Annotated in this window: 17 protein-coding genes and 1 riboswitch; of the genes, 8 read left to right on the top strand and 9 right to left on the bottom strand. The window is 48.8% G+C overall.

Features of this window, described 5'->3' with window-relative positions; genetic code table 11:
* Positions 1-1,063: 1,063 nt before the first annotated feature.
* Both mgtE and AC0VXX_RS13455 read right to left on the bottom strand, forming a co-directional pair.
* Positions 1,064-2,419, bottom strand: coding sequence for a magnesium transporter (gene mgtE, locus AC0VXX_RS13460; RefSeq protein WP_475514643.1), 1,356 nt, complete (start codon positions 2,417-2,419; stop codon positions 1,064-1,066).
* A 735-nt stretch (positions 2,420-3,154) separates the two neighbouring features.
* Positions 3,155-3,433 (bottom strand): peptidylprolyl isomerase, encoded by a 279-nt coding sequence (locus AC0VXX_RS13455; RefSeq protein WP_110457467.1) that lies wholly within the window; start codon positions 3,431-3,433, stop codon positions 3,155-3,157.
* A 242-nt stretch (positions 3,434-3,675) separates the two neighbouring features.
* On the opposite strand from AC0VXX_RS13455, the gene AC0VXX_RS13450 reads away from it, so the two are divergent.
* Positions 3,676-4,569, top strand: a complete 894-nt coding sequence (locus AC0VXX_RS13450; protein WP_475514642.1) for a LysR substrate-binding domain-containing protein — start codon at positions 3,676-3,678, stop codon at positions 4,567-4,569.
* 163 nt (positions 4,570-4,732) lie between these two features.
* On the opposite strand, the gene AC0VXX_RS13445 is transcribed toward AC0VXX_RS13450, so the two are convergent.
* From AC0VXX_RS13445 to AC0VXX_RS13435, 3 genes are read right to left on the bottom strand one after another with little or no spacing between them, the layout of a single operon-like run.
* Positions 4,733-5,302, bottom strand: coding sequence for a LutC/YkgG family protein (locus AC0VXX_RS13445; protein ID WP_475514641.1), 570 nt, complete (start codon positions 5,300-5,302; stop codon positions 4,733-4,735).
* A gap of 1 nt (position 5,303) precedes the next feature.
* Positions 5,304-6,683 (bottom strand): lactate utilization protein B, encoded by a 1,380-nt coding sequence (locus tag AC0VXX_RS13440; protein ID WP_475514640.1) that lies wholly within the window; start codon positions 6,681-6,683, stop codon positions 5,304-5,306.
* 9 nt (positions 6,684-6,692) lie between these two features.
* Entirely contained in the window at positions 6,693-7,436 is a 744-nt protein-coding gene (locus AC0VXX_RS13435) for a (Fe-S)-binding protein (protein ID WP_475514639.1), read from the bottom strand.
* A gap of 451 nt (positions 7,437-7,887) precedes the next feature.
* On the opposite strand from AC0VXX_RS13435, the gene AC0VXX_RS13430 reads away from it, so the two are divergent.
* Positions 7,888-10,125, top strand: coding sequence for an acyl-CoA dehydrogenase (locus AC0VXX_RS13430; RefSeq protein ID WP_475514638.1), 2,238 nt, complete (start codon positions 7,888-7,890; stop codon positions 10,123-10,125).
* A 106-nt stretch (positions 10,126-10,231) separates the two neighbouring features.
* Positions 10,232-11,011: a CLCA_X family protein gene (locus AC0VXX_RS13425; protein ID WP_475514637.1), complete on the top strand. Its 780-nt coding sequence runs from the start codon at positions 10,232-10,234 to the stop codon at positions 11,009-11,011.
* Between the two features lie 9 nt (positions 11,012-11,020).
* On the opposite strand, the gene AC0VXX_RS13420 is transcribed toward AC0VXX_RS13425, so the two are convergent.
* Both AC0VXX_RS13420 and AC0VXX_RS13415 read right to left on the bottom strand, forming a co-directional pair.
* Positions 11,021-11,230 (bottom strand): hypothetical protein, encoded by a 210-nt coding sequence (locus AC0VXX_RS13420; protein WP_475514636.1) that lies wholly within the window; start codon positions 11,228-11,230, stop codon positions 11,021-11,023.
* Between the two features lie 30 nt (positions 11,231-11,260).
* Positions 11,261-13,189 (bottom strand): cation:dicarboxylate symporter family transporter, encoded by a 1,929-nt coding sequence (locus AC0VXX_RS13415; RefSeq protein ID WP_475514635.1) that lies wholly within the window; start codon positions 13,187-13,189, stop codon positions 11,261-11,263.
* 353 nt (positions 13,190-13,542) lie between these two features.
* Positions 13,543-13,759, top strand: a riboswitch (cobalamin riboswitch).
* A gap of 100 nt (positions 13,760-13,859) precedes the next feature.
* On the opposite strand from AC0VXX_RS13415, the gene AC0VXX_RS13410 reads away from it, so the two are divergent.
* The 3 genes from AC0VXX_RS13410 (at position 13,860) to AC0VXX_RS13400 (ending at position 17,835) form a co-directional block, all read left to right on the top strand.
* Positions 13,860-15,833, top strand: coding sequence for a TonB-dependent receptor (locus AC0VXX_RS13410; protein WP_475514634.1), 1,974 nt, complete (start codon positions 13,860-13,862; stop codon positions 15,831-15,833).
* Between the two features lie 216 nt (positions 15,834-16,049).
* Entirely contained in the window at positions 16,050-16,661 is a 612-nt protein-coding gene (locus tag AC0VXX_RS13405; RefSeq protein WP_110457476.1) for a GDSL-type esterase/lipase family protein, read from the top strand.
* 445 nt (positions 16,662-17,106) lie between these two features.
* Positions 17,107-17,835, top strand: a complete 729-nt coding sequence (locus tag AC0VXX_RS13400) for an HDOD domain-containing protein (protein ID WP_475514633.1) — start codon at positions 17,107-17,109, stop codon at positions 17,833-17,835.
* A 91-nt stretch (positions 17,836-17,926) separates the two neighbouring features.
* Here the strand turns inward: AC0VXX_RS13400 and AC0VXX_RS13395 are convergent, their stop codons facing one another.
* A complete protein-coding gene (locus AC0VXX_RS13395; protein WP_475514632.1) occupies positions 17,927-18,838 on the bottom strand; it encodes a LysR substrate-binding domain-containing protein in 912 nt (303 codons plus the stop codon).
* 205 nt (positions 18,839-19,043) lie between these two features.
* On the opposite strand from AC0VXX_RS13395, the gene metE reads away from it, so the two are divergent.
* Both metE and AC0VXX_RS13385 read left to right on the top strand, forming a co-directional pair.
* A complete protein-coding gene (metE, locus tag AC0VXX_RS13390; protein ID WP_475517035.1) occupies positions 19,044-21,314 on the top strand; it encodes a 5-methyltetrahydropteroyltriglutamate--homocysteine S-methyltransferase in 2,271 nt (756 codons plus the stop codon).
* Between the two features lie 565 nt (positions 21,315-21,879).
* Positions 21,880-22,413, top strand: coding sequence for a GlcG/HbpS family heme-binding protein (locus AC0VXX_RS13385; protein WP_475514631.1), 534 nt, complete (start codon positions 21,880-21,882; stop codon positions 22,411-22,413).
* Positions 22,414-22,581: 168 nt separating this feature from the next.
* Here AC0VXX_RS13385 and AC0VXX_RS13380 read toward each other — a convergent pair whose 3' ends face one another.
* Positions 22,582-24,138, bottom strand: coding sequence for a glutamate synthase-related protein (locus tag AC0VXX_RS13380; protein ID WP_475514630.1), 1,557 nt, complete (start codon positions 24,136-24,138; stop codon positions 22,582-22,584).
* Between the last annotated feature and the right edge of the window lie 28 nt (positions 24,139-24,166).

The following is a 24,166-nucleotide window of genomic DNA, read 5'->3' as shown; positions in this document are numbered from 1 at the left end:
CGCGGTTTTAGCCCTTGGCGGCATGGCCAAAAATGTTCCTTACATTTTTTGGCATTCCCTCCATCCATGGAGGTCAGATACCGCCGTGGAGCGTCCATGGACGGGCACAACGATATCCCTATCTAAAAGCCAGTTCGACAATCCCTGTCTCTCGTTCATAAGCACGAAGCTATGCTTCACTCACCGAGCCAAAAGAGCGATTACACATTAGGTCGCTCCGTCACATCCATGTGATCACGACATTTGCGCATCCATGCACTGCACCTGCGGCAGGCAATTAACAACCATGAAGGTGAAACCTTCAAACACACTTAACAAATAAGATGCGGCCAAATGCTACAAAAGTTAATCCCAAAAATGCCATGCCGTCATTCCAAGGCCAGCACACTTTGGGGCAAAAGTACGTTAGCCTTTAACTCACTAGTCGTATCAAATGAAGTCCAATCGAAGAGGCGTTAGGTAGAGGTGTAAGCGCGGTTTTGGCCTTCGAAATCATGGATGATTTCGCAGAGCCCACACGGACGTGCTTGCGGCGAGCCAAAAGAGCGCTTGCACATTCCCCGCCGGACAGGCGATTAATAACAGTGAAGGTTCGCCCTTCAAACACTTTCAATAAATGAAAATTCAGCATAACGCTGCTTAAGCAAACTTTAAAAAAATGCCATGCAGTCATTCCAAGGCCAGCACACTTTGGGGCAAAACTGAGTTAGCTTTCTACTCGCCACTCACCCCAAATGCAGCTTAATCGAAGAAACGTTAGAACCCAAGTGTAAACGCGGCTGCGGCCTTTGCCAGCAGGGATGCTGGCGTAGGGCCCACATGGATGTGCTTGAACAACGTCCATGTCTAAAAGCCAGTTCGGCGTCCATGCCTCTCGTTCGTTAGCGCGAAGCTACGCTTCACTCACCGTGTCGCAGAAGTGTTTGCACATAAGCTCACCGCAGGTGATAGATAGCCATGAAGCTTCACCTTCAAACACCCGTTCCAAAAAAGACTCCGCCAATCACTACCCAAACAAAGTAAAAAAATGCCAAACCTTCATCCCAAGGTGAGGTGACATCACCTACAATATCACGATCGTCGCTAATCCGAGGAAGGCAAAAAAGCCAACAACATCGGTGACTGTGGTTAACACCACGCCGCCGGCGAGTGCGGGGTCAACCCCCATTTTGCGAAGCAGTGGCGGAATGGTAGTGCCCGCCAAGACGCCAGCCAGCAAGACGATAATCATCGCCGAACCAAAGACTAAGCCCAACTGCCAATCGCCAAACCATTGAAAGGCGATGATGGCGACAATAGCAGCCCACAGCATGCCGTTTAATAGGCCGATACTAAACTCATGGCCAATCAGTTTAAGCATATTTTTGCTGTTAACCTGATTGAGCGCCAAGCCGCGAGTCACCATGGTGAGGGTTTGACTGCCAGCAACTCCTCCCATGCTTGCGACCACGGGCATCAACACGGCGAGGGCGACAATTTTTTCAATTGACGCTTCAAATAGGCCGATGACCCAAGCGGCTAAAAAGGCGGTTAACAAGTTGATGCCTAACCAGATAGCACGTCGCGCCGAGCTTTGAAGCACTGGAGCGAACATATCGGGATGGTTGTTTAAGCCTGCGCGTGAAAAGACCTCTTTATCGGCCTCCTCTTGGATAACATCAATGACGTCATCGACGGTAATACGGCCGATAAGCTTATGTTGCTCATCAACCACGGGGGCAGAAATAAGGTCTTTATCTTTAAACACCTGCGCTACAACAGTGTCAGAGGTAAATGGGGTAAAGCTGGTGACTTCGGTGAGCATCACTTGTCGCACGCTAAGGTCAAGTTCGTTAGAGACTAGCTGACTTAACGGCACGATACCGAGCAATATGTTGTTACGGTCAACCACCATTAAACTGTCAAGGTGATCGGGTAAGGTGCCTTCACGTTGCCTTAGGCGGCGCAGGTATCGCAGGGCGGCTTTTATCGAGACATCGGCGCGCACGGCAGTGATGTCTACATCCATTAAGCCGCCAGCGGTTTCGTCGGGATAGTGTTTGACTTGCTCATAACGTTCGCGGCGTTGTGAGTCCATGGCTTGCACCATGGCCGAGATCACTGTGATGGGTAAGTCGCTGTCGATATCGGCTAATTCATCCATCTGCATGGCGCTGAGGCTAGCGATAAGCTCATCTTCATCGGTTTGTGAAATCAACGGACGGCGTAGCTCTGGGTGTAGCTCTAATAATATTTTGCCGTAGAGTGCAGTGGGGACCATGGGCCACAAGATAAGACGTTCTTTCTGCGGCAAGGATTCAATCACGCGGGCCACTTCGGCGGCCGATGCGCTGGCTAAAAGGGTCTGTATTGTCTCATTATCATTTTGCGTCATAGCCTGATCGAGAGAGTTGATCAGATGATGAAATTTTTGCGTCATAGAGACCTATTCCTGTGGGGTAAATGTCGCGCTAAAATCCAGTTTTCATTGCGAGGTCGGTAAAATCACTTTGCTACTGAGCTTAGTGTCGTCGCCATTATGTGAGTCTAGTTGAGGGGGTAACCGATAGCGTAATGGTTACTGTTTTCGTGTTGACTGCGATGGCGACCTATTTATGGCATGCACGTGAGTTGTCGTGTTGGGCATGGCTGTGATGAAAGTATGCCGCTGGCTAATGTTTGTACTGCTGCCAGTGTTAATGCTTGTGCTACTGCCGTTGCTGAGCAAGGTGGTTAAGCTAATCAGTTGAAATACCATACAGTATTGCTCGTTTTTATGCCAATTAAGTTGAGCGTGTAAGGTGCAGCCACCTTGGCTTAGAGGCGTATCGCGCCGTTAATATAGGCAGGAAATGTTAGGCCGGTAATGTTGGATAGTGCAGGCACTAATACAGGCGTTAGTGCTTGGTTAGTACTGGCGATAGTACTGCGATAGTGCAGCCGCTACGCTAAATGGGGCCGTCTGCGATTTATCCAGTAAGATAAATCGCTTCGAGGTGAGCATGACAAGATGAGGCGCCGCGCCGACTGAGGTTATCCATCGGCGCGCTTAGCTGGCGATTGAGTCAGTCGCTGTGTGTAAACATTTGATTTTTAATGGTTGGCTAGTAATCCAAATACCGCGTAGCTACTGGCAGATTAAGCTTGCAGCCCACTGAACTTGGGCTGTTAGAGATTAAGTGCGGTAAAGCACTTTGACCACATGCCAGCCGAATTTGGTCTTCACCAGGTGGGGCGTGATTAGCTCTCCACTAAAACAGACCTTATCAAACGGCGGTACCATTTGGCCTTTTTTAAATTCGCCCAAGCTGCCGCCTTTTTTGCCCGATGGACACGTGGAGTGTTTCTTTGCCAGCAGATCAAACTTAGCGCCTTTAGCCAGTTGCTGCATGATCGCTTCGGCTTGCTCTTTGTGTTTGACCAAAATGTGTAACGCTGCTGCGGTTCTTGCCATGATGTAAACTCATCTGTATTCAAAAGGATAACGCCAGCCACTGTGGCTTTAAAGTCAAATTGGCTGCGGTTTTGTGGCGCAATTATAGCAATGACCGCCGCGATATTCATCGCCTTAATATTACCCGTAGTGAATATGACCGCAGGTGCATTCGTCACAGACACGTTGCAATGCTGTGTGGCGCGAGTGAATTTGCTATAATGCGCGCCACATTATGATGTTATAGCGTAAGGTTGGCCTCGATGGCGCGTTGTGTTGGTACAGAGCTGCAACTTATTCATCTGTTTGTGCATTTAGTCAATGCAGGCGGTTTTTCTCAAGTGGCTAAAGAATTAGGCATGCCAGTGTCGACCGTCAGTCGTAAACTGACCAAGCTAGAGGCCCTGCTCGATACTCAGCTCATTATGCGCAGTACGCGTAAATTACGTTTGACCGAAGAGGGTAGCGCGCTATTTGCTCGCTACCAAAACGTGGTGGCCCAGTTTGATAGCTGCGCCGAAGCGCGCCTAGATAAACCCGAGGGCACCTTACGTATCGCCGCGCCTGTGTCTATTGTGTCGATGATCTTTATCGAGACGATTAACGCGTTTTCCAAAGCCTATCCCGATATTCAACTGCACATAACCCAAGATAACGGCAGCATAGATTTGATTGATGAAGGGGTCGATGTCGCCATCGTTGGCGGCGCGCAGCCGGACTCTTCTTGGGTATCGAAATCGCTTGGGGTGCTCGATTATGGTTTGTTTGCCTCAAGCGGTTATTTGAACCAAGCCCCTAGAATCACTCATCCGGTGCAATTGCCTGTGCATCGCTTGATAAAAGTGTGGCCGCTGTTTAACTGGTCACTTAAACATATCGAGGGAGAGGATTTTTACTATGAAGGCCCGGCTAAGTTGACCCTTGGCGATCTGCATGGGGCGGTTAAGGCTGCTGTGGATGATGGCGGCATCTTGTATGGTCCATCGCTATTTGTGAAACCCGAATTAGCTAGCGGAGCGTTGCAGCGGGTGTTGCCCGACTGGCGTGGCGAGCAGCGGCGTATTTCCCTGCTGTATCATCAACGTAGTCAGCAACCATTAAAGGTCAAACTGTTTATTGAATTTATGCAAGATAAGGCCAGCAAGCTGTTTGATTAAACGGCTAGTTGATTAAATAGATAGTTGATTAAATAGATAGTTGATTAAAGTGCGAGTAAATAAAAAACTGCCACCGACAAGGCGTCGATGGCAGCTGGCTCGAAGGTCAATTGCTGACCCGATAATTGTTAATTCAAGCCCAGAGGCGCATCGCGCCGCGGTCTTAAACTAGATAGACATTCAAACTGCATGCCCCATGTGCACCCACCACTAAGGCTTGTTCAATATCGGCGGTTTTCGATGAACCCGCGATAAACACGCCAAACTCACCCGTATCTAACCCAATCTTTTTGATGGCTTGGTGCATATTGGCAACCACTTTATCGGCTTCGACCACCAAAAACAGGTTTTCGCAGATAAAGGGGGTCACGCGATGGCCTAGGTTTTGGTTATTAACCCAAATGGCGCCATTTTCGGCGACGGCCAGATCGCCCGGGATCACCGCATAATCGATATCTTTAAGTTCGTGGGCAGTATCAGGGACGGCGCGATTGCCTTTGATCCCCTCAACCGTAGAGATCACCTGTAAGCCTTGAGCTATCAGCTCATCCACTTTAGCCTGTAAGCCTTCGAGCCCTTCGCGGCGGTGTAGTGTGCCCGCTACAGTGGCAAGATTGGTTTCAAACTGGCCAATAACGTCGTCAATACGGGGGCTCACATCGATATTCGGCATCGCTTGTGGCTCAACGGCAACGGTTTTGAGCGCCTGCAGGATAGATTGTTTGCTTGACATATTACTGACCTCTATTTTTGTTAAACCAGGCTTCGAAACTGGAGTTTGGCGCGACCGGTAATTCGCGGTATTTACCCCATGCCCCTGAGAAAGGCTTTAATAGGGCGCCAGGTAAGATCCGCAGTGCGGTGCGAGCAACGCTCATCGAACAGTTGAGCATGGTTTCGCTGGCCATAAAGTTACCTACCAGTGGCATGTAGCTGCTCTTGCCGTAAGGCAGTTGCTTCGCTTGCGCTTTGAGGCGACGATGGTGGTGAATAATCTTATCCAGTGGCACTTTAGTGGGGCACACATACGTACAGCTGCCACACAAGGTACACGCCCAAGGCATAGAGTTGGTGGCGTCATGTTGTGAGCCGACGGCAATACCAATAGGGCCGGGAATGGTGTAGTTATAGCTAAAGCCACCCGAGCGACGATACACTGGACAGGTATTTAAGCAGCCACCACAACGGATACATTTTAGTGCTTCGGCTAAAATTTTATCCTGCAGCATCTTGGTGCGACCGTTGTCGACGATGATCACGTGCATCTCACCGTCAGTCTGTGGCCCACGGTAGAATGAGCTGTAGGTGGTGACCGGTTGCCCGGTTGCATTGCGTGCTAAGGTGCGTAGTAGCACGGCGGCGCTGTCGAGATCGGGAACCACCTTATCGATACCCATAGAGTGCAGCTGCAACTTCGGCAGGTTAGCGCCCATATCGGCGTTACCTTCGTTAGTGCACACCACCACAGCGCCTTTATCGGCAATGGCCATGTTCACCCCTGTCATGGCCGCATCGGCCGACAGGAATTGTTCACGCAGGTGAGCGCGAGCCGCACGGGTTAAATAGAGCGGGTCTGATGCGCCAGCATCGGTGCCGAGTTTGTCATGAAATAGATCGCCCACTTCCTCTTTCTTAAGGTGGATAGCAGGTACCACAATGTGTGACGGTGGTTGTTTGGCAAGCTGAATAATGCGCTCGCCTAAGTCGGTGTCGATCACCTCAATGCCATGGCTTTCAAGGTAGGGGTTTAAGTGACACTCTTCGGTGAGCATCGACTTTGATTTGACTAGTTTTTTGACCTGCTTTTCGGCCAAAATCTTATGCACTATCTGATTGTGTTCCACACCATCTTTAGCCCAGTGCACCTGAATGCCATTGGCTTGGCAGTTTTTTTCAAACTCTTCTAGGTATTGGCCTAAATGGGTAAGGGTGTGCAACTTAAGCTCAGACCCTAACTGACGCAGTTGTTCCCATTCGGGTAGGCTACCGGCGGCGCGATCGCGCTTTTCTCTCAGTGTCCATAACGCTTTAGAGTGCCAATCGACGCGAGGTTCATCTTGGCAAAATATTTCGGCTTTTTTCGCATGCGAGGCGGTAGTATGACTCGTAGACATAATGTACTCCTAAAGCGCGGCGTTAATAACTTGGGCGATATGTAAGGTTTCGATTGGCAGCTGTTGGCGCCTGATCATGCCATCTAGATGTAACAAGCATGAGGGATCGAATCCTACTGCGTATTTAGCCCCCGTTTCAGCGTGTGCTTGCGCCTTATCTTTGCCCATCTTGGCTGATACCGCGCCTTCATCGACGGCAAACGTACCACCAAAGCCGCAGCATTCGTCGTGACGGCCTGGGTAGACGATTTCAATATTAGGGATGTCCTTAAGTACCGCTTCCACTTTGTTCATGCGTGGCCCCATTTGCTCACTGGGGGTCGCTAAGTCGAGCATACGTATGCCGTGGCAGCTCAGTTGTAGGCTGATCTTGTGGTTAAACGGCTTGTTAAAGGCACCGATAGGCGCTACATCGTGAAGAAACTCAGTCAATTCATACAGTTTGTTGATCACCGCTTGGGCTTCTGGGCTGCTGTCAAATTCGTGGAAATTTTCTTTTGCGGCCACTAAGCAGGAAGCGGCGGGGCAGACGATGGCATCGCACTCGACGCCTTTAAAGGCGTTAAGCAGTTTGAGGGTGGTTTTTTTAGCCTCGTCAAAGCAACCCGAGTTAGTCATTGGTTGGCCGCAGCAGGTTTGCCCTTTAGGTAAGATCACCTGATGACCTAGTTTTTCCAATAGTTCAACGGTGGCGATACCAACGTGGGGCATCATTTGATTAACCAGACAGGGTATAAACAGTGCTATCTTCATGAAGCGCTCTCTTATTCAGTGACTGCATGGGAACCTATGTACTGGCAAGGAGATGCTCGAGTTGCCGTTACACAAGCAATGAATCTTTCCCATCTTGCAGGAATTGTTCGTGCCGATAATTTAAGCGTATATCCTTACAATAAGTAGTGCTAATTTAGTAAATATAAAACGGCATTTTTTCATAAATGAAACAGTCTATGTTCGACTGTTTTTATTGGTAAAATTTCTATGTGCTAGGTCAATAAATGGTGTTTTCAAACGACAATATAAAACGACTGTTTAAATTTTTTTATTTAAGCGTACAGCTGTAACTTTTTGAAAAGGCATATATTTAATCGTCGTCGTCGCTTGTAACTGTTAAATAAAGGCTTTTTTTGTTCTCAGAATGTTTGATCTCCTTCGAATTTTGTGACGTAATGCACACAAATTAAATGGTCGGATGAGTCTGAAGATGAGTATAAGAACAAAATTTAAAAAAGTACTGCCGAGTATTTCTACTACAGAACAAGAGGCGCTCGATGCGGGGGATGTGTGGCTAGAAGGGTCTATCTACCAAGGTGTGCCAGATTTCGACGCCCTGCGCGCTGTACCTGCGGTCAGCCTGTCTGCCGATGAGCAAGCGTTTCTCGATGGCCCTGTGCAGCAGTTGATCGAAATGGTCGATGATTTCGCGCTGCAAAATAGCACTCACCTGCCAGATAATATTCTTAACTTTTTAAAAGAGAATAAGTTTTTCTCTCTAATCATTCCTAAGGCCTATGGCGGGCTGGAATTTAGTCCTTATGCTAATTCGACCATTGTGGCCACCATTGCCGCTAAAAGCTCTGCGGTTGCGGTTACCGTGATGGTGCCTAACTCATTAGGCCCTGGCGAATTATTAATGCATTACGGCACCGATGCGCAGCGCGATTACTGGTTGCCACGCCTTGCTAATGGTCAAGAGATCCCCTGTTTTGCCTTAACGAGCCCTGAAGCGGGATCGGATGCGGGCGGGATCCCGGACGTCGGTACTGTCACTATGGGCGAGTACCAAGGCGAGCAAGTCTTAGGCTTGTCGGTTACTTGGGATAAACGCTACATCACGCTGGCCCCTATCGCCTCGGTATTAGGCTTGGCGTTTAAGGTGCATGATCCCCAAGGGTTACTCGGCGGTAAAGAGATGCTCGGGATCACTTGTGCGCTTATTCCTAAGTCGCATCCGGGCGTGCAGCTGGGTAATCGTCATGATCCTATGGGATGCCGTTTTTATAACGGCACGACTCGCGGCGAGAACGTATTTATTCCGATGGAATTTATCATCGGTGGCCAACAAAATATCGGCCGTGGTTGGCAGATGCTAGTGGCGTGTTTGGGCGCTGGGCGTGGTATTTCATTACCCGCACTTGGGGTGTCAGTCAGTCAGGCGGCATTTAAGTCGTCGGCTGAATACGCCGCGGTGCGTGAGCAGTTTGGTCTATCCATTGGTCAGTTTGAGGGGATTCAAGAGAAGCTGGCCGATATCGCGGGTAAAACCTATCTGCAAGAGGCGATGCGTGTATTGACCACCGAAGGCCTAGGCCTTGGGCTAAAACCATCGGTTGTTACCGCTATAGCCAAATACCATATGACCGAGATCGGCCGTGATGTATTGAACTCGGCGATGGATATTCAGGCGGGTAAAGCGATTCAGCGTGGCCCACAAAATACCTTAGCGTCAGGTTATGTGGCGCAGCCTATCGCGATTACGGTTGAAGGTGCCAATATTCTTACTCGTAACTTGATGATTTTTGGTCAAGGTGTGATGCGCTGTCATCCCCATTTGCAAAGCATGGTGGAGTCGATTCATAGCGATGCCGCCGATGCCGATAAGACATTTAATCGTATCTTTAGGCAAACGGTGGGTTATAGCGTTAACAATAGCTTGCGCGCCTTCCGCCTTGGTTTGCTGCCTTTTACAGCTAATGCGACATCCGGTTTGGGTGAGGTGATTGAATATGAAAAGTCGGTTCATAAGCTTGCCTCTAAGCTGGCGGTGTATGCCGATTTCTCGTTACTGGTATTGGGTGGCAAGCTCAAGCAGGCTGAGATGTTGTCTGCCCGTTTGGGCGATGTCATGAGCTACCTGTATGCGGCAATGGCTGCTATCCGTTATTACGAGCAGAAGGTGTCTGCCGCGAGCCGCGCTGAGGCCGCGCCGTATTTCCATTACGCGACCCGCTGGGCCTTGTGCAATGCAGAAAAAGCCTTGCTGGATTTCCTCGATAACTTCCCATCGGCGCCGACGCGTCAATTGATGAAACTCATCACAGTGACATACTCACCTAAGATGAGGAAAATCAACGATGATCTCGTGCGCGAGTTGGCTCATCAGGCGCAGTTAAATACTGGCTTTAAGCGTCAATTAACCCATCTAGTTAAACCTGTAGCGGGCGATGGTAACTACATTAACGAGCAGGCTTATTTAGCCAAGATTGCTTGTTTGCCGCTACTGGCTAAGGTGAAAAAGGGCTTGAAACAACGCACCTTTAAAAGCGGCGTGAAGTTTGCCTTAACCTTAGATGCCGCGCTTGATGCCGGTGTTATCACCCCGGGTGAACATAAGCAGCTGCAAGATTATAACCTCAAGCGTGAGCGCGCGATCCGTGTCGATGAGTTTGATTTCAACATGAACCTAGTCGATGACAGAGTCGAGTTGAAATTGGCAAATTAATGGCTTGTTATAACCTGTCATGCCATTAATACCAAGCCGCCACTAGGGCGGCTTTTTACTGGGCGCTATCGCTGTTACAATTTAATTTTTATGTGAAGGATATTCAGTGTTAAGCCGTAAAGCCTATCGAAGGCGAGGGCCCGATTACCGCGGTGGTGAGCAGGTCAGCTTTAATGACATTAAAGAGGTCTTTGGCCTTAATCATATTCGCCTTGGCAGTTGGGTTGAGACCGACGAAAAGCATAAGGCGGCCAATTTGATCTTTGATGCCTTTGCCGATCTGGCCTTTATGCTCAAGCTGCCGCCTTGCGCAATGGGGCTGCGCCAAAGCCTTAACTTAGCCTTTGGCACTGGTGGTCAAATGGGCGTTCAAGCCCATTATATGCCAGCTCACCGAGAGTTAGCGCTGGCAAAAAATGCTGGCGCGGGGGCGCTTGCCCATGAGTTTTGGCATGCCTTTGACCATTATATTGCGCCGAAAGCCTATCAGGTGCGCACCGCTGGTATCGCCTTTGCCAGTAGTTGTTGGTTAGCCGATGTCGAGCCGATTAACCACCCGCTAAATCAGCGCTTAGCCCATGTATTTCAAACCTGTTTATTAAGTCCCGATGGCCAAGACAGCCACGACTTTGTGACCCGTGCCGTTGCCTTAGATAAACAGTATCAGCGCTACTATTTTGCTAAGCCAACCGAGTTGATGGCACGGGCCTTTGAAGCCTGTATTGAGAGCCATCCAGAGGTCGACAACCCCTACTTAGTCGATGAAACCTTAAATTCAGATCTCGCGAACAGCGGAGGCTATCCTGATCTGGTGCACCGCGAGCAGATTTTTCAGCAATTGCTTAACTATTTTGAACCTCTAGGCGAAGCATTAGCGCGCCAATAAGGCCGTTCATTACTCGACCCAATGTAAGACATCACGAATGATAGACCAGCGCGGTTTATCTTCTATGGCGCCTTGGCCTAGCATCCAATAGTTATACAGCCGCTGCTGGTGGCCATCGACTTTGCGTAGCTTCTGCCAGTTATTGACGTAATTGAGTAGCGATTGATTGTCTTGGGCGACCGCATAAGCCACCGGATATTGCACCTTACTTTCGAGCAAGGCAATGCCGTAACCGGGGAAGAATAAGGTTCAAGCTGAACCGGCTTCGGCGCTGATCACTACCGCATCATATTTATCGGACTTCTGCCTAAAAAAGGTTTTATAACCGTCAATTTTAACAAAGGTGAGGTTGGGGTAGTTGGCCTTGGCTTCTTCGATAATGTCACTGTGCTCTACATAGGCGATGGTGGTATTTTGCAGCGTTAAAATCGATTGTTTGCGTTTAAAACTGTTGACCTTATGGTCTTTGGTGGCGATAGCTAAATTTAATTTGAGCACAGGGTCAACATAGCTCAGCTGATCCATTTGGTTGATATCCATGGCTAAGCCTGACATGGCAATATCGAAAAAGCCCGCCTTGAGTGACTCGGCCAAGTGATCTTTATGAAAAGGAATAAACTCCACTTTTACCCCTAAGTCTTCGGCGAGTTTACTGGCCATTGCGCTGTCAAATCCCACTAATTGGGCGGCATTATTATAGTAGCTAAAAGGCACATTGCTGGGGATGTAACCCACCTTTAATACTCCGCGTTGGCGGATGGTTTGCACATTGGCGATTGGGGCGCTTGGCGTTTTGCCTAGGACAGGAAACTGTTTTTTAACGATAGTCGGCACTTTATCGGCCACCTGCATATTGGCAATTACGCCGCTGGTGACATCAGGGCTGTGGATCAACATGCCCATACCCACTCGGCTCACCCCTAAGGTCAAGGCGACTCCTACGACGACGCCAATACTTAATTTCAGCAGTTGTGGTGGGCGCAGTCTTAAACGCCGCTCAAACAGGGATACCGTGAGTAGTGTTAAGGCAAATAGGTACATAACGGCGGCTATAGAGTTAAATTTTCCGGTAATAAAGCCTGACATCACAAACAGTTGAAACAGATCTTGCGGCAGATGCAGTAAGTCCAACATAAAAGGAATAGCGACATAGACGCTACCAAACAAAGAGAGCAGACCGCTAATCGACAGTGACGGAAGTTCGCTAATGTCCACCGGAGTGCCGTTAAACCAGCCGGCAAACAGCACAAACAAAATGACTGTCAGTTTACCGATATTGGGAAAGGTAAAGGCGATGGGCACCAAAATTTCAATTAGGGTTTCGGCGTCATCGCTGAGACTTTCATGTTCGCGCATGATCTGCTTACATTCGTCGACAATCACAGGGATCACGATAAAAATATTGCCGGTCGCGAATGCGGTGACCACGCTCGATTTTGCGATGCGCAGTGCTTGGGTATAGGTCACTGGGGTGAGTGAGGCGATGATCCACGGCAACAGCCAGAAAGTGAGCAGTAAACAAAGCACAAAATAACTGATGAGATACACCTGCATACTGGCAAATTCATCGACTCCCATAGTGCCCGCCGCCGAGGCCGACATGGCAAAAATGCCTATCGGCAAGACCCGTACCAGCGCCTGAGTGATCTTAGAGAATATCTCGCTACAGGTATGCATAAAGGTGATGATAAGCTGTTTGTTTTCGCCCTCCATGCCAATGAGCGCCAGCCCCATGGCGATACTGAATACCACCATAGCAGGCACATAGCCCGCCGCCATCGACTCAAACGGGTTGGCCGGAATATACAGCTTAAAGTAATCGATAGGAGTCGTGGGCTCGACAATGCTGGTGCTGAAAAAAGAGGCCGTTTCAACAAAAGGAAATGACAGCGGCATGAGGGCCACCAGCACTAAGCCCATAAGCCACAGCAGTAACATGATGACGCCGGCACGGCTAAAAATTAAACTGGCGGTGGTGCGCTTAAGTTTGCCGATACCGCCAATGAGAGAAACCAAAATAAAGGGCAGCACCGTCATCTGCATTAACAGAATGACGCTGGTGCCAATATTACTGAGCCAGCCGACGGACTCGCCAAAAAACAAGCCCACGCCAAAGCCTATAAACATGGCCACTATCATCTGGGTGGAGCTTTGCATCGCGCGCAGTTTTGTTAGCACAGGTTGATTCCATTTGAGTAGTCGATAACGCCCGGTTAGATGACGACAATGACTGGTGGGTAAATAATCGCTTACTGGTTGTTTATTATAGGGTCTGTAGCAAGGGAGGATAAAGGGTTAACAGTGATTATTGTCAGTATGGTGATTTATTTGTGTTAAAAATTATCATTACTAACATCGTTGGCGAAACGACTTACTGTCGTATGCAGATGTGAGCGGTGATTTGTATGACACTGACTTAACATGCTTTGTTAGACTTTTATCCGTTTAGACGTCTATAATGCCCGCGGTCTTGACGGCGATGCCACTTTGTATGGAATAACAGTTGTGCATTGCCGTTATAGGTAACCAAATTCGAGTCAATCTTTTGTGGTGCCCAGTTGCGTCAGTCGCAATGGGATAATCGGGAAGCCTGTGAAAATCTGGCACTGCCCCCGCAACGGTGAAAGGTGAAAGCTGGGTGCGCTTGCTATAACTAAGCGTTAAAAAAACTCAGTCTTGTCGTATCAACCGCAGTTTGGGTTTATACCTATCCTCAGTCCGGAGACCGGCCCTTAAGGTGATTTTGAGATTTCGGCGGGCAGATCTCGAAATGCGACCTCATATCGCCTATTCGGCGGCGTGAAGTCGTGACCTCTTGCCCCGTTTCCCTTTTAGGAGTTAAAGGTAAATGGGTACACAACCTACAGCTATCGCCCTGTTAATTGGCGGTTTATTTAGTTTTTCTGCGTTTTCAGTGACGGCGCAAAATGCCACCTCTGCGCAAATCAATATCGACGACACCATTACCGTTATTGGTCGCAATGTCAGTACCCCTCTCAATATTGCCGCTAACGTCAATGTGATTGATGCCGCCGCGATTGAGATGAGTGGCGCAACGAGTTTAACCGAAGTGTTACGCGGTCAAAGCGGTATACAGATTTCCGATTCAAACACCGGAGCCGTATTTGCACTGCGGGGCTTTAGTGCTAGCCAAGCGGCGAGTAATACCTTGATTTTGATTGATGGACGTCGACTAAACAATATTGATATTGCCGCCCCAAGCATTAGCGCCATTGCCCTTAATCAAGTTGAGCGTATCGAGATCATGTCTGGGAGTGCGGGGGTGCTATATGGCGATCAGGCGGTGGGTGGTGTGATTAACATCATCACCAAAGCGCCACAGGGCAGTGGTGGCAGCGTGCAGCTTTCAGGGGGCAGTTTTGATACCTATGAAGGTAACGTTGATGTGTCAGGGGCGATAAACGCTAATTGGCGTTTTTATGGTGCGGCCAGTTATAACCAAGGGGATAACTATCGCGACCATAACGCGAATGAAACCTCATCGTTATTAGGGCGCTTGCAGTATCAAGACGATGCGCAGCACTTTTTTGCCGAAAGCAGTTACTATGACAACCGTCGAGAATTGGCAGGCGCATTAACCCTCGAGCAGATTGAACAAGATCCACGCCAATCAGATGCCAGCGCACCAGGTGCCTATGACAGTTATCTGCATGAGATGACCACGGCGCTGCGTTCGGGCTACCAGCGTCAACTCAATCAGCAATGGGAGCTTGGGGCGGATATCAATTATGCCGACACCTTAATCACAGGGCTCAATAACTGGGGCAGTAACCGCCGCGATACCCGCTCATTACTAGAGTTTAACCCTAAGGCGACTGCTAACTTTACTACTGAAAACGGCCCGTTAACCCTAGTGACCGGGCTCGATTTAAGCCGCGGTGAGTCAGTGTTTAGCAGTGGCCGTGAAAACGTGCAAAAGCAGGCCAGTGCCTATGTGCAAGCCACAGTGCCTCTGACTCAAAGTGTGAGTTACATTGTGGGTGGTCGTTATGCTGAGGTGACCGACGATCTGCGTGACCCCAGCGCCTATGCTAACGGCATTGAGCTGGATCAGGATGCCCACGCATTTGAACTTGGGATTAACTATCGCCCCACGGACGCTCAGCGTTTTTACCTGCGCGCCGACGACAATTTCCGCTTTGCCAAGGTTGATGAGCAAGCCTATACCCCGGCCAATGTGAAGGGGCTTAAGCCGCAAACTGGCCGTTCTTATGAAGCGGGGTGGGACTGGACGCTAGCGCAGCAAACACTGCGAGTGAGTGCCTATCGCCTCGATCTAGAAAATGAAATTGTATTCGACCCTAGCGCCGACACCCCAACTGGCGGCAGTTTCCCTGGTGCTAACGTGAACGCCGATGCATCACGTCGTTATGGCGTCAGTTTAGATTGGGATTGGCAAGTTATGCAGCAGGTGCTGCTGGGGCTTGAATATAACTACATTGATGCCGAATTTACCGATGGCGTTAATGATGGTAAGTCACTCTCTTGGGTGGCGAAGCATTCGGGTCGTGGCTATATCAGTTACGATATCAGTGAACATGTGCAACTGTTTGTTGAAGGTCTGTATACGGGGGAGCGCTTTATCGAGGGCGACAACGCCAATGTTGATCCTAAGCTAGCGGATTACCTGCTCACCAATGTCGCGCTTAACTATACTGGCGGCTCGTGGTTAGCCAGCTTGCGAGTCGATAATCTGCTTGATGAAGAGTATGTTAGCGCAGGTTATTACAGTGCATGGGGCAACGGTTATTATTCGGGGACTGGCCGCGCGCTGCGTTTAACCGCGAGCTACCGCTTTTAAGCGGTAATGCGTGCACGCCAAGTGACTTAAAGTAAGATAAAGCCAATCAGGTTTGCTGATTGGCTTTTTTATGGCCGCAATTTTATCGTAAGTGTATGCTAGCGCTAGCATTACTCGTGAGGTTCAGGCTTAACAGCTCCTTAAATTGATTAAGCCAGACTTAATCATTACAGTTTAGTCTTGTGAGTGGCAAAGCGATAAACAAGGAGTTAAAAGATGAAATTAAAATGGCTACTCTTGGGTATCGCCATCGTGTTGCTGGCCTGGCTACTGCCTCAAAAGGGCGAGACGTTAGCAACATTACCGCAGCATGGGCGTATTTTGGCCTTTGGCGACAGCCTCACCCAAGGCGTAGGCGCCAGTGCCGGAGCCGATTATCCCAGTGTTCTGGCTAACTTAACCGGCCTTGAGGTGGTCAATGCTGGCATTTCTGGCGAAACCAGCGGCGAAGGGGCGCAGCGATTTGCACAGGTGTTAGATGCCACCCAACCTCATTTAGTGTTATTGCTGGAAGGCGGCAACGATTTTTTACGTAATATGAGTGAGCAGCAAGTTGAGCGAAATTTAGCGCAAATGATTGAGCAAGCCCAGCAGCGTGATATTGCCATTGTTTTAATTGCTGTGCCTCAAAAAGGGATTTGGCTGACACCTGCTAGTCTCTACAAGCGTTTAAGTGAGCAATATGGCTTACTCCTTATTGAAGACAAACTGGCAGAATTACTTAAATCGAGCGAGCTAAAATCTGATGCGATTCATCTCAATAATGCCGGTTATCGTCAGTTGGCTGAGCATCTGCATCAACGTTTACAGCAGGCGGGAGCTATTTGAGCGGGCGATGTTGAGATTGTAAGTAGTCAATTTTGCTTATTGCTTATTGCTTATTGCTTATTGCTTATTACTCATTATGATTTCATCTCAAACTTATCATGAGTTTTACTCATAAAAGCTATTTACCGCTATTATAGGGAGTCTCTTACACGTCAATACCCTGCAATTAGCGGGATAAAAAGCCATTTTAAATGCCTTTATTACCTCGAACTGAGGTTATTTTGTGTTCCAAATTGTAACGCTTGTTAGTGGCTTGTAACTTCGTAGCGCTATTACGCGCTGCATAATAGGATTTTATGGCTGACATGCTCTGCTTTATCGATTTATTTGCGTTAAAGTAGTGTTTTGTGGCAAATCGACTTGACCGCAGCGGGCGTTTTATGGGTAAATTCGATGGTAACAATTGGCGATTTGCCACAACGATTAATCAGGTTAATAACTTCTCATGACAGATCTTGAGCATCAAGTATTCACTCAAGTACGTGCGATTATCGGCAATGAAGAGCAGGTCATTGGTCGCCGTGGTATTCTTATCCCGTTAAAAAAAGCCATTATTGCCGACGGCGATATTCGTAATGTCATTGATATTGTCTCCTCCGATCCTGCATTAGCAGCTCACATGCTGTACCGTAGCAATGCGGCCGCCGCCCCCTGTGCTGCCGCCGTTAAAAACCGTTCCCTCAAAGATGCCTTGGTTCGTTTAGGCCAAATTAACATTTATCGTTACGCATTTACTTTCTATCTCAAAGAGCGACTCGATGAGTTGCCTCAGCTGTATAAAAAGTTGGTGACGGGTTACTGGACACTCACCGAAAGCATTGCAGCAGAATCGGTCGACAGTTTACACCAAATGGAAGGGGTGAATATTGACCCTGATGAAGTGCAAACCTTGGCGCTGTTTAGCGTGTTTGGCGAAATTGTCGCCTTAACCGCCTTTGCGTATTTAAACGCTGAATCGGAACAGTCTCTACCCCTGTCTATCATTAAATCGATTATTGATAATCATAAACAGACCCTCACCCTCGATGCTTTTGAGTCACTCGATTTAGATGAGGAATTACGTCAAGAGTTTATGATCGCGCACAACTTACGTCAGACACGTAACAGTGACTCACCCGGCCTGATTTTACGCCGAGTATTAGCGATGCGTAATCAGTTGCTCAAGCCACTTTAATCATTATCGATTGTTAATAATAAACTCTAAAAACCTGTTTTTTTTAGTAAAAAATAGGTTTTTAGTGTCTAAATGTGCATCATCGTATCAGCTAAGCCATTATTGCATCTTCTTGTTTTACCATCCCTTCGCTAGCCACTAACTGCAACCAGTGTTGCGCCACTCGAGTTTTGCTACTACTGCGGCGATAGGCCCCAAATAGCGGGCGCTTTAAGCCGTCGCGGCCTAATGGTAGCGCGCTAAGTGACAAGCCGTGGGCTTGGTTAATCGACCATGTGGGGAGGGCGGAGACGCCATCTTTACAGGCGATGCGTTGCAGTAGCATGGAGGTGAGATCGCATCGAATTTGTTTAGCGATAGGTACGCCCGCAGGCTCCATAAAGTGGCGGTAAATGTCTAAACGTTCGGGCGGCACAGGGTAGGTGAGCAAGGTTTGCTGAGCTAAATGAGCTGGGCTGACAAAGGGCTGCGTTGCTAGGGGATGATCGGCGGCACAAATAAGTTTTACTTCAAAATCAAATAAGTGCTGATAGGTAATATCATGATCTGGAATAGGATCTGACGTTAGTACCACATCTAATTCCCCCTGCTTGAGTGCCGTTAGCGAATCAAATAGGTGCCGGCTCGATAGCTCTAAATTACTGTGGGGAAAGCTGGCATTAAACTCAGTGATAACCGGCATTAACCAGCGAAAACAGCTGTGACATTCAATCCCCACAAACAGATCGGTATTGTCACTATTGAGACCATTTTTAAGATCAAGTTCGGTCTCTGTCACCTTAGGCAATATCTCTTCGGCTAGGTGCAGTAGCCGCGCTCCCTCCTGAGTAAACGACAGCGGCTTGCTCTTACGGATAAAGATGGCTGAGTTAATCCGAGTTTCCAGCTCTTTGATTTGATGGGATAAAGCCGATTGGGTGACAAAGCGTTTTTCTGCAGCCCCAGCAAGACTGCCACTTTCCTTGAGTGCAACTAATGTTCGTAAATGCCTAAGCTCTATCATTTTTACCTCAGATGAATCTTGCTCATGTTGGGGTTGAAATCAATTCCATTGCGAACCAACAGATTAACACAATAAACTTCTAGACGTCCAGACGCCTGTTTTGCTTGTGGCGTATTTATTGTTAATCAAGCTTGAGTTGTGATGTCGGTGTAGGGGTCATCACTCGTTGGCTTATCTCATTTAGAAGGGTATCAGTATGCAAACTATCAATATCGCGTCATTAGGTTTTCCTAGAATTGGGCGTCAGCGTGAACTTAAGTTTGCGTTAGAGCAATATTGGCGCCAAGAGATCACGCCAGCGGCGCTGCATGAGGTGGCCAGCACTTTACGGCAAACTCATTGGCAGTGGCAGGCCGATGCGGGAGTGAGTTTGCTGCCAGTAGGTGACTTTGCCTACTACGATCAGGTGCTTACCTTAAGCGCCACCATTAATGCTATTCCAGCTCGCCATCGTGATGGCGACAAGGTGGATTTAGATACCCTATTTAGAGTGGCACGAGGGCGCGCCCCAACAGGTACAGCCAGCAGCGCCTCGCAAATGAAAAAGTATTTTAATAGTAATTATCACTATATCGTGCCCGAGCTGAGTCAAAATCAAACGTTCAGTATTGCCTATGAACAGTTGTTTGATGAGGTGGAGCAGGCCAAAGCCTTGGGTCATCAGGTGAAACCTGTGTTGCTTGGGCCACTGTCTTACCTCTACTTGGCAAAATGCGAGGGGCAAGCATTTGATAAGTTGAGTTTGTTACCCCAATTGATTGAGGTTTATCAGGCGATCCTTGCTCGCTTTAAAGCCCAAGGGGTGACATGGGTGCAGCTTGATGAACCCATCTTAGCATTAGAGTTAACGCCTGAGTGGCAAGCGCCCTTCACCGCAACCTATGCCTCATTGAGCCGCGCGCAGGTTAAGCTGTTATTGGCCAGTTATTATGGCTCGGTGGCACATCACCATGGGCTAATTGCGAATTTAGCGGTGGCGGGTATTCATCTGGATTTAGTCAGTGCGCCAGAGCAGTTATCGTTGTTTGCGGGCAGTTTACAGCCCGAGCAAATATTGAGCCTAGGGGTGATTAACGGTCGTAATGTCTGGGCGGCCGAGTTAGATAAGATTGCCGCAGATATTGCCCCTGTGGTGGCCGATTTAGGCAAGCAGATCTGGTTAGCGCCGTCTTGCTCGTTACTGCATAGCCCGGTGGATCTTGATGTGGAAACCGAGCTTGATACAGCGCTGCGTCAGCAGCTCAGTTTTGCCAAACAAAAACTCAATGAGCTTAGCCAGTTGCGTACTCTATTAATCGAGCCAGCCTCAGAGGCTGCTCTGGCCACAGCCCAGCGTTGCCGCGCGCGCCGCGAGGCCAGACAGCAGGCGGCTAATTCGCAAGTGAATGAGCGCGTCGCTGCCTTAACCACTGGCGATTTTGAGCGCCAAAGCCGTTTTGCCCAGCGGCAAGTATTACAGCAACAGTGTCTGCGCTTGCCTTTGCTGCCGACCACGACCATAGGCTCGTTTCCACAAACCCCAGCCATACGAGGACTGCGCAGTCGTTGGCGTAAAGGTGAGTTGACCGAAGCGGCGTATATTGCCCAGTTGCAAGGTGTTACTCGCGACACCATACAAAGGCAGTTGAAACTGGGTATCGATGTGTTGGTTCATGGTGAAGCCGAACGTAACGACATGGTGGAATATTTTGGTGAACAGTTAGATGGCGTCGGTTTTACCCAATTTGGCTGGGTGCAAAGTTACGGCTCACGTTGTGTTAAACCGCCCTTAATTTATGGTGATGTCTCACGGCCTAAGCCGATGACATTAGACTGGGCCACCTATGCCCAATCGCTGACTGATAAACCCGTCAAAGGGATGCTGACTGGCCCGGTAACCATCTTACATTGGTCATTTGCCCGCGAAGATATTAGCCGCGAGGTGATCGCGAACCAACTGGCCTTGGCCATCCGTGATGAAGTGGTTGATCTGCAAAACGCGGGGATTAAGATTATCCAGATCGATGAGCCGGCATTTCGCGAAGGGTTGCCGCTGAAACAATCACAGTGGCAAACCTACTTAGATTGGGCTGTAAACGCCTTTAAACTCAGCGCCGCCGGCGTTAAGGATGACACCCAGATCCACACCCATATGTGTTACAGCGAGTTTAATGCCACCATCGCATCGATTGCTGCCATGGACGCCGATGTGATCACCATTGAAACTTCGCGCTCAAATATGGAGTTGCTCAATGCCTTCGAAGATTTCGACTATCCCAACGAGATAGGCCCAGGCGTGTATGATATCCATAGCCCGAATATCCCCAGCGTCGAGCAGATGGTTGCGCTTATCGACAAGGCGGTGACTAAAATTCCTGTTCGCCAATTGTGGGTTAATCCAGATTGTGGGCTCAAGACGCGCACTTGGGATGAAGTTGAACCTGCGTTGCAAAATATGGTGACGGCCACGCAGGAGCTAAGACGCAGACTGGGTTAATGTGATGAGCTTGATGTTGTCTTGGATGTCAATGTTCGTGCAATAAATGACCGGGTAAGATAGGTGGCTTTAAGTGAGCCACCTATTTTTTTGCAAAAATGATGCGCAGCAAGTGTCATTCATGGTGGGCAAGAGATTAAGAGATTAAGAGATTAAGAGGTTAAGAAGTAAGAAGTAAGGGCTATTTATGAAAGCGTCCATCTGCTGAGGCTATCATCTGTGTGTGCAGTAAAGGGATTGACCCGATAAGTGCTTCTCGATAACACAATAACACGGCAGGGAAATCGTTTAGCGCCATAGCATTCGCTTGATTGGCAAATGGCGATATCTGGCTGGCTTATAAAAGCGGCTTAAGTTGTATCGCAGTTGCTTGATCATTAAATGATATGACCGTATCAAAGCACACATCACAGCACCTATCGCAATTTATTTAAAATCTAATACTGAACTAAATCAAATTATATCAAGGTATTAAATTAAATCTTATTGCGTTAGACTTCGCTTAATTACTTGGCTTTCGTCCATATTCCTATCGTTATTCGTCAATTCAAATGTAGGGTGAAACATGAACAAATTATTAGTGTCGGCTGCGTTTGCGGCTTCAACCGTCTCCTTTACTGGGCATGCTGACTCGGCGCAAGCCCACCAAGATGAACGTGCTGAAAATAAGCCCGAGCAGGTTACTATGCTGCCAGTTTTAACTGGAAAAATGGCGCAAGAGATAGTTAATTTTGCATTTTTACAAGCTCAACAAGATCAATTGGCGGTGTCTATCACTGTGGTCGATAGATCTGGACAAACCTTAGCCGTGCTTAGAGATCATCAAGCTGGGGTTCACACCATTCGTGCCAGTTATAAAAAGGCCTACACGGCTAACTCGCAAAAAAGACCGACCGCTGTGATTGCCAAAGGGGTTAAAGAGGGCACCATTCCTGAAGATATCAGGTATTTGGATGAAAATATTTTAGCAATGGACGGCGGCATCCCCATCTATATTAATGATGTCGTTGTTGGCGGCATTGGCGTGGGCGGTGCCCACGGCAGTGAAGATGTGCGCATCGCCGAAGCGGGTTTAAAAGCGCTGGCGGCAGTTAACTAGGTCGGTTGAATTTTCGAGCTCTGTTGTTTCTGGCTTAATTGTTTGGAATGAGTTTTTTAGAGTTGGATTTGCTGTATTAGTATTTTAATTCAATTCTTTACATAAGATACAGCATGAAGGTGAGTCGTTAAGCGGCTCACCTCTTTTTTGCCCATCACTCAGCCTAGCTCAGTTGTCATTAATCGGCATGATACCGGCGTAGTTGATGCCCGATAGCTGCGCCATCTCTCTATGCCATGTGGCTAAGTCATTAGGATTAAAATCACTTAGGTGATAATGACCACAGGCGCGCGCCATCACCTGCATCAGCTCAGTTGAGGCGGCAAGAAAGTTGGCCAGTTGCCGCGCTGAGGTGTCGATATTAAGCCGCTGGCGTAGAGAGGCATTTTGGGTGGCGATACCTGCTGGGCAGTTATTGGTATGACAAATTCGCGCGGCTACGCAGCCAATGGATTGCATCGCGCTGTTTGCGATGGCGACGCCGTCGGCGCCCAAGGCCATGGCTTTAACAAAGTCCATCGGCAATCGAAGGCCGCCAGTGATAATCAAGGTGACGCGCCCGCTAGCGCCCTGGCTGTCTAAATAGCGACGCGCCCGAGCAAGTGCCGGGATGGTTGGGACACTGATGTGGTCGCGAAATATTTGTGGTGCGGCGCCTGTGCCACCACCACGACCATCTAAGATGATGTAGTCGGCGCTGGCGTCGAGGGCAAACTGAATATCTTGCTCGATATGGTTGGCGCTCAGTTTAAAACCGATAGGCACGCCTCCACTGAGCTCACGTACGCGATCGGCAAAACGTTTGAAGTCGCTGACCGAGCGCAGATCATGAAAAGTCGGTGGTGAGATGGCATCTTCACCGGCCTTTATTCCCCGTACTTCGGCTATTTTTCCCTGATTTTTGATGCCAGGTAGGTGGCCGCCAGTACCGGTTTTAGCGCCTTGGCCCCCTTTAAAATGAAATGCCTGAATCGAGTGTAATAGCGCCTCTTTATAACCAAATTTGGCGCTAGCCAATTCATAAAAATAACGTGAGTTGGCCGCTTGCTCGGCAGGTAACATACCCCCTTCACCAGAGCTGATGCCTGTTCCTGCAAGCTCTGCACCTTTGGCTAAGGCGATTTTCGCCTCTTCAGACAGGGCGCCAAAACTCATATCAGAGACCAATAAGGGGATGCTGAGTTGCAGCGGCTTACGTGCTTCGGGCCCGATGATAAGCTCGGTGTGTACCTTCTCATCTTCAAATAGCGGTTTTGTTGCCATCTGCGCGGTCATTATTTGGATATCGTCCCAATGGGGCAACTGTTGGCGCGGCACGCCCATGGCGACTATAGGGCCGTGATGTCCCAGTGTGCTTAGTCCTTCTCTGGCTAGCTGGTGGATGAGGGCGACGCTGGGCTCTTCTGCTGTGGCGATGGCGCTTGGCATCTCATCATTGCTGGGCGCCGCGGAGATGCCTGGGCCTTCTGTGCCGACTTGCTCTTGGGTAAATTGCTTATGACTGCCGTCGCAAAAAGGGGCATTACCTGTGTGCTTGCAGGCGCAAAGGTAGGCGTCGCCATCTTGTTTTGCCGTAAATGCTTTTGGCTCAAAGCCGCTGCCTTGGTGGGAACCATCGCAAAATGGCTGGTTGCTAGAGCGGCCACAGACACAAAAAAAGTATTCTTTACCTTGGGTTAATTCGACCTTCTTGGGTTTGTTGTCAGCAATAATTGGCTTGTCCATTCGAGCTCCTATGCAGATGAACTACGGC

This window comes from Shewanella sp. QJM3NY_23, assembly GCF_056173105.1.
The sequence above is the reverse complement of the archived record's forward strand: the minus strand, read 5'-3'. Positions and strand labels throughout refer to the sequence as shown.

Excerpts from the sequence above, each read along its gene's own strand:
- AC0VXX_RS13450 (WP_475514642.1), top strand. The coding sequence starts at position 3,676 with ATGGCGCGTTGTGTTGGTACAGAGCTGCAACTTATTCATCTGTTTGTG.
- AC0VXX_RS13455 (WP_110457467.1), bottom strand. The coding sequence starts at position 3,433 with ATGGCAAGAACCGCAGCAGCGTTACACATTTTGGTCAAACACAAAGAG.
- AC0VXX_RS13405 (WP_110457476.1), top strand. The coding sequence starts at position 16,050 with ATGAAATTAAAATGGCTACTCTTGGGTATCGCCATCGTGTTGCTGGCC.
- mgtE (WP_475514643.1), bottom strand. The coding sequence starts at position 2,419 with ATGACGCAAAAATTTCATCATCTGATCAACTCTCTCGATCAGGCTATG.
- AC0VXX_RS13445 (WP_475514641.1), bottom strand. The coding sequence starts at position 5,302 with ATGTCAAGCAAACAATCTATCCTGCAGGCGCTCAAAACCGTTGCCGTT.
- AC0VXX_RS13385 (WP_475514631.1), top strand. The coding sequence starts at position 21,880 with ATGAACAAATTATTAGTGTCGGCTGCGTTTGCGGCTTCAACCGTCTCC.
- AC0VXX_RS13435 (WP_475514639.1), bottom strand. The coding sequence starts at position 7,436 with ATGAAGATAGCACTGTTTATACCCTGTCTGGTTAATCAAATGATGCCC.
- AC0VXX_RS13380 (WP_475514630.1), bottom strand. The coding sequence starts at position 24,138 with ATGGACAAGCCAATTATTGCTGACAACAAACCCAAGAAGGTCGAATTA.
- AC0VXX_RS13400 (WP_475514633.1), top strand. The coding sequence starts at position 17,107 with ATGACAGATCTTGAGCATCAAGTATTCACTCAAGTACGTGCGATTATC.
- AC0VXX_RS13410 (WP_475514634.1), top strand. The coding sequence starts at position 13,860 with ATGGGTACACAACCTACAGCTATCGCCCTGTTAATTGGCGGTTTATTT.
- AC0VXX_RS13430 (WP_475514638.1), top strand. The coding sequence starts at position 7,888 with ATGAGTATAAGAACAAAATTTAAAAAAGTACTGCCGAGTATTTCTACT.
- AC0VXX_RS13440 (WP_475514640.1), bottom strand. The coding sequence starts at position 6,683 with ATGTCTACGAGTCATACTACCGCCTCGCATGCGAAAAAAGCCGAAATA.
- AC0VXX_RS13395 (WP_475514632.1), bottom strand. The coding sequence starts at position 18,838 with ATGATAGAGCTTAGGCATTTACGAACATTAGTTGCACTCAAGGAAAGT.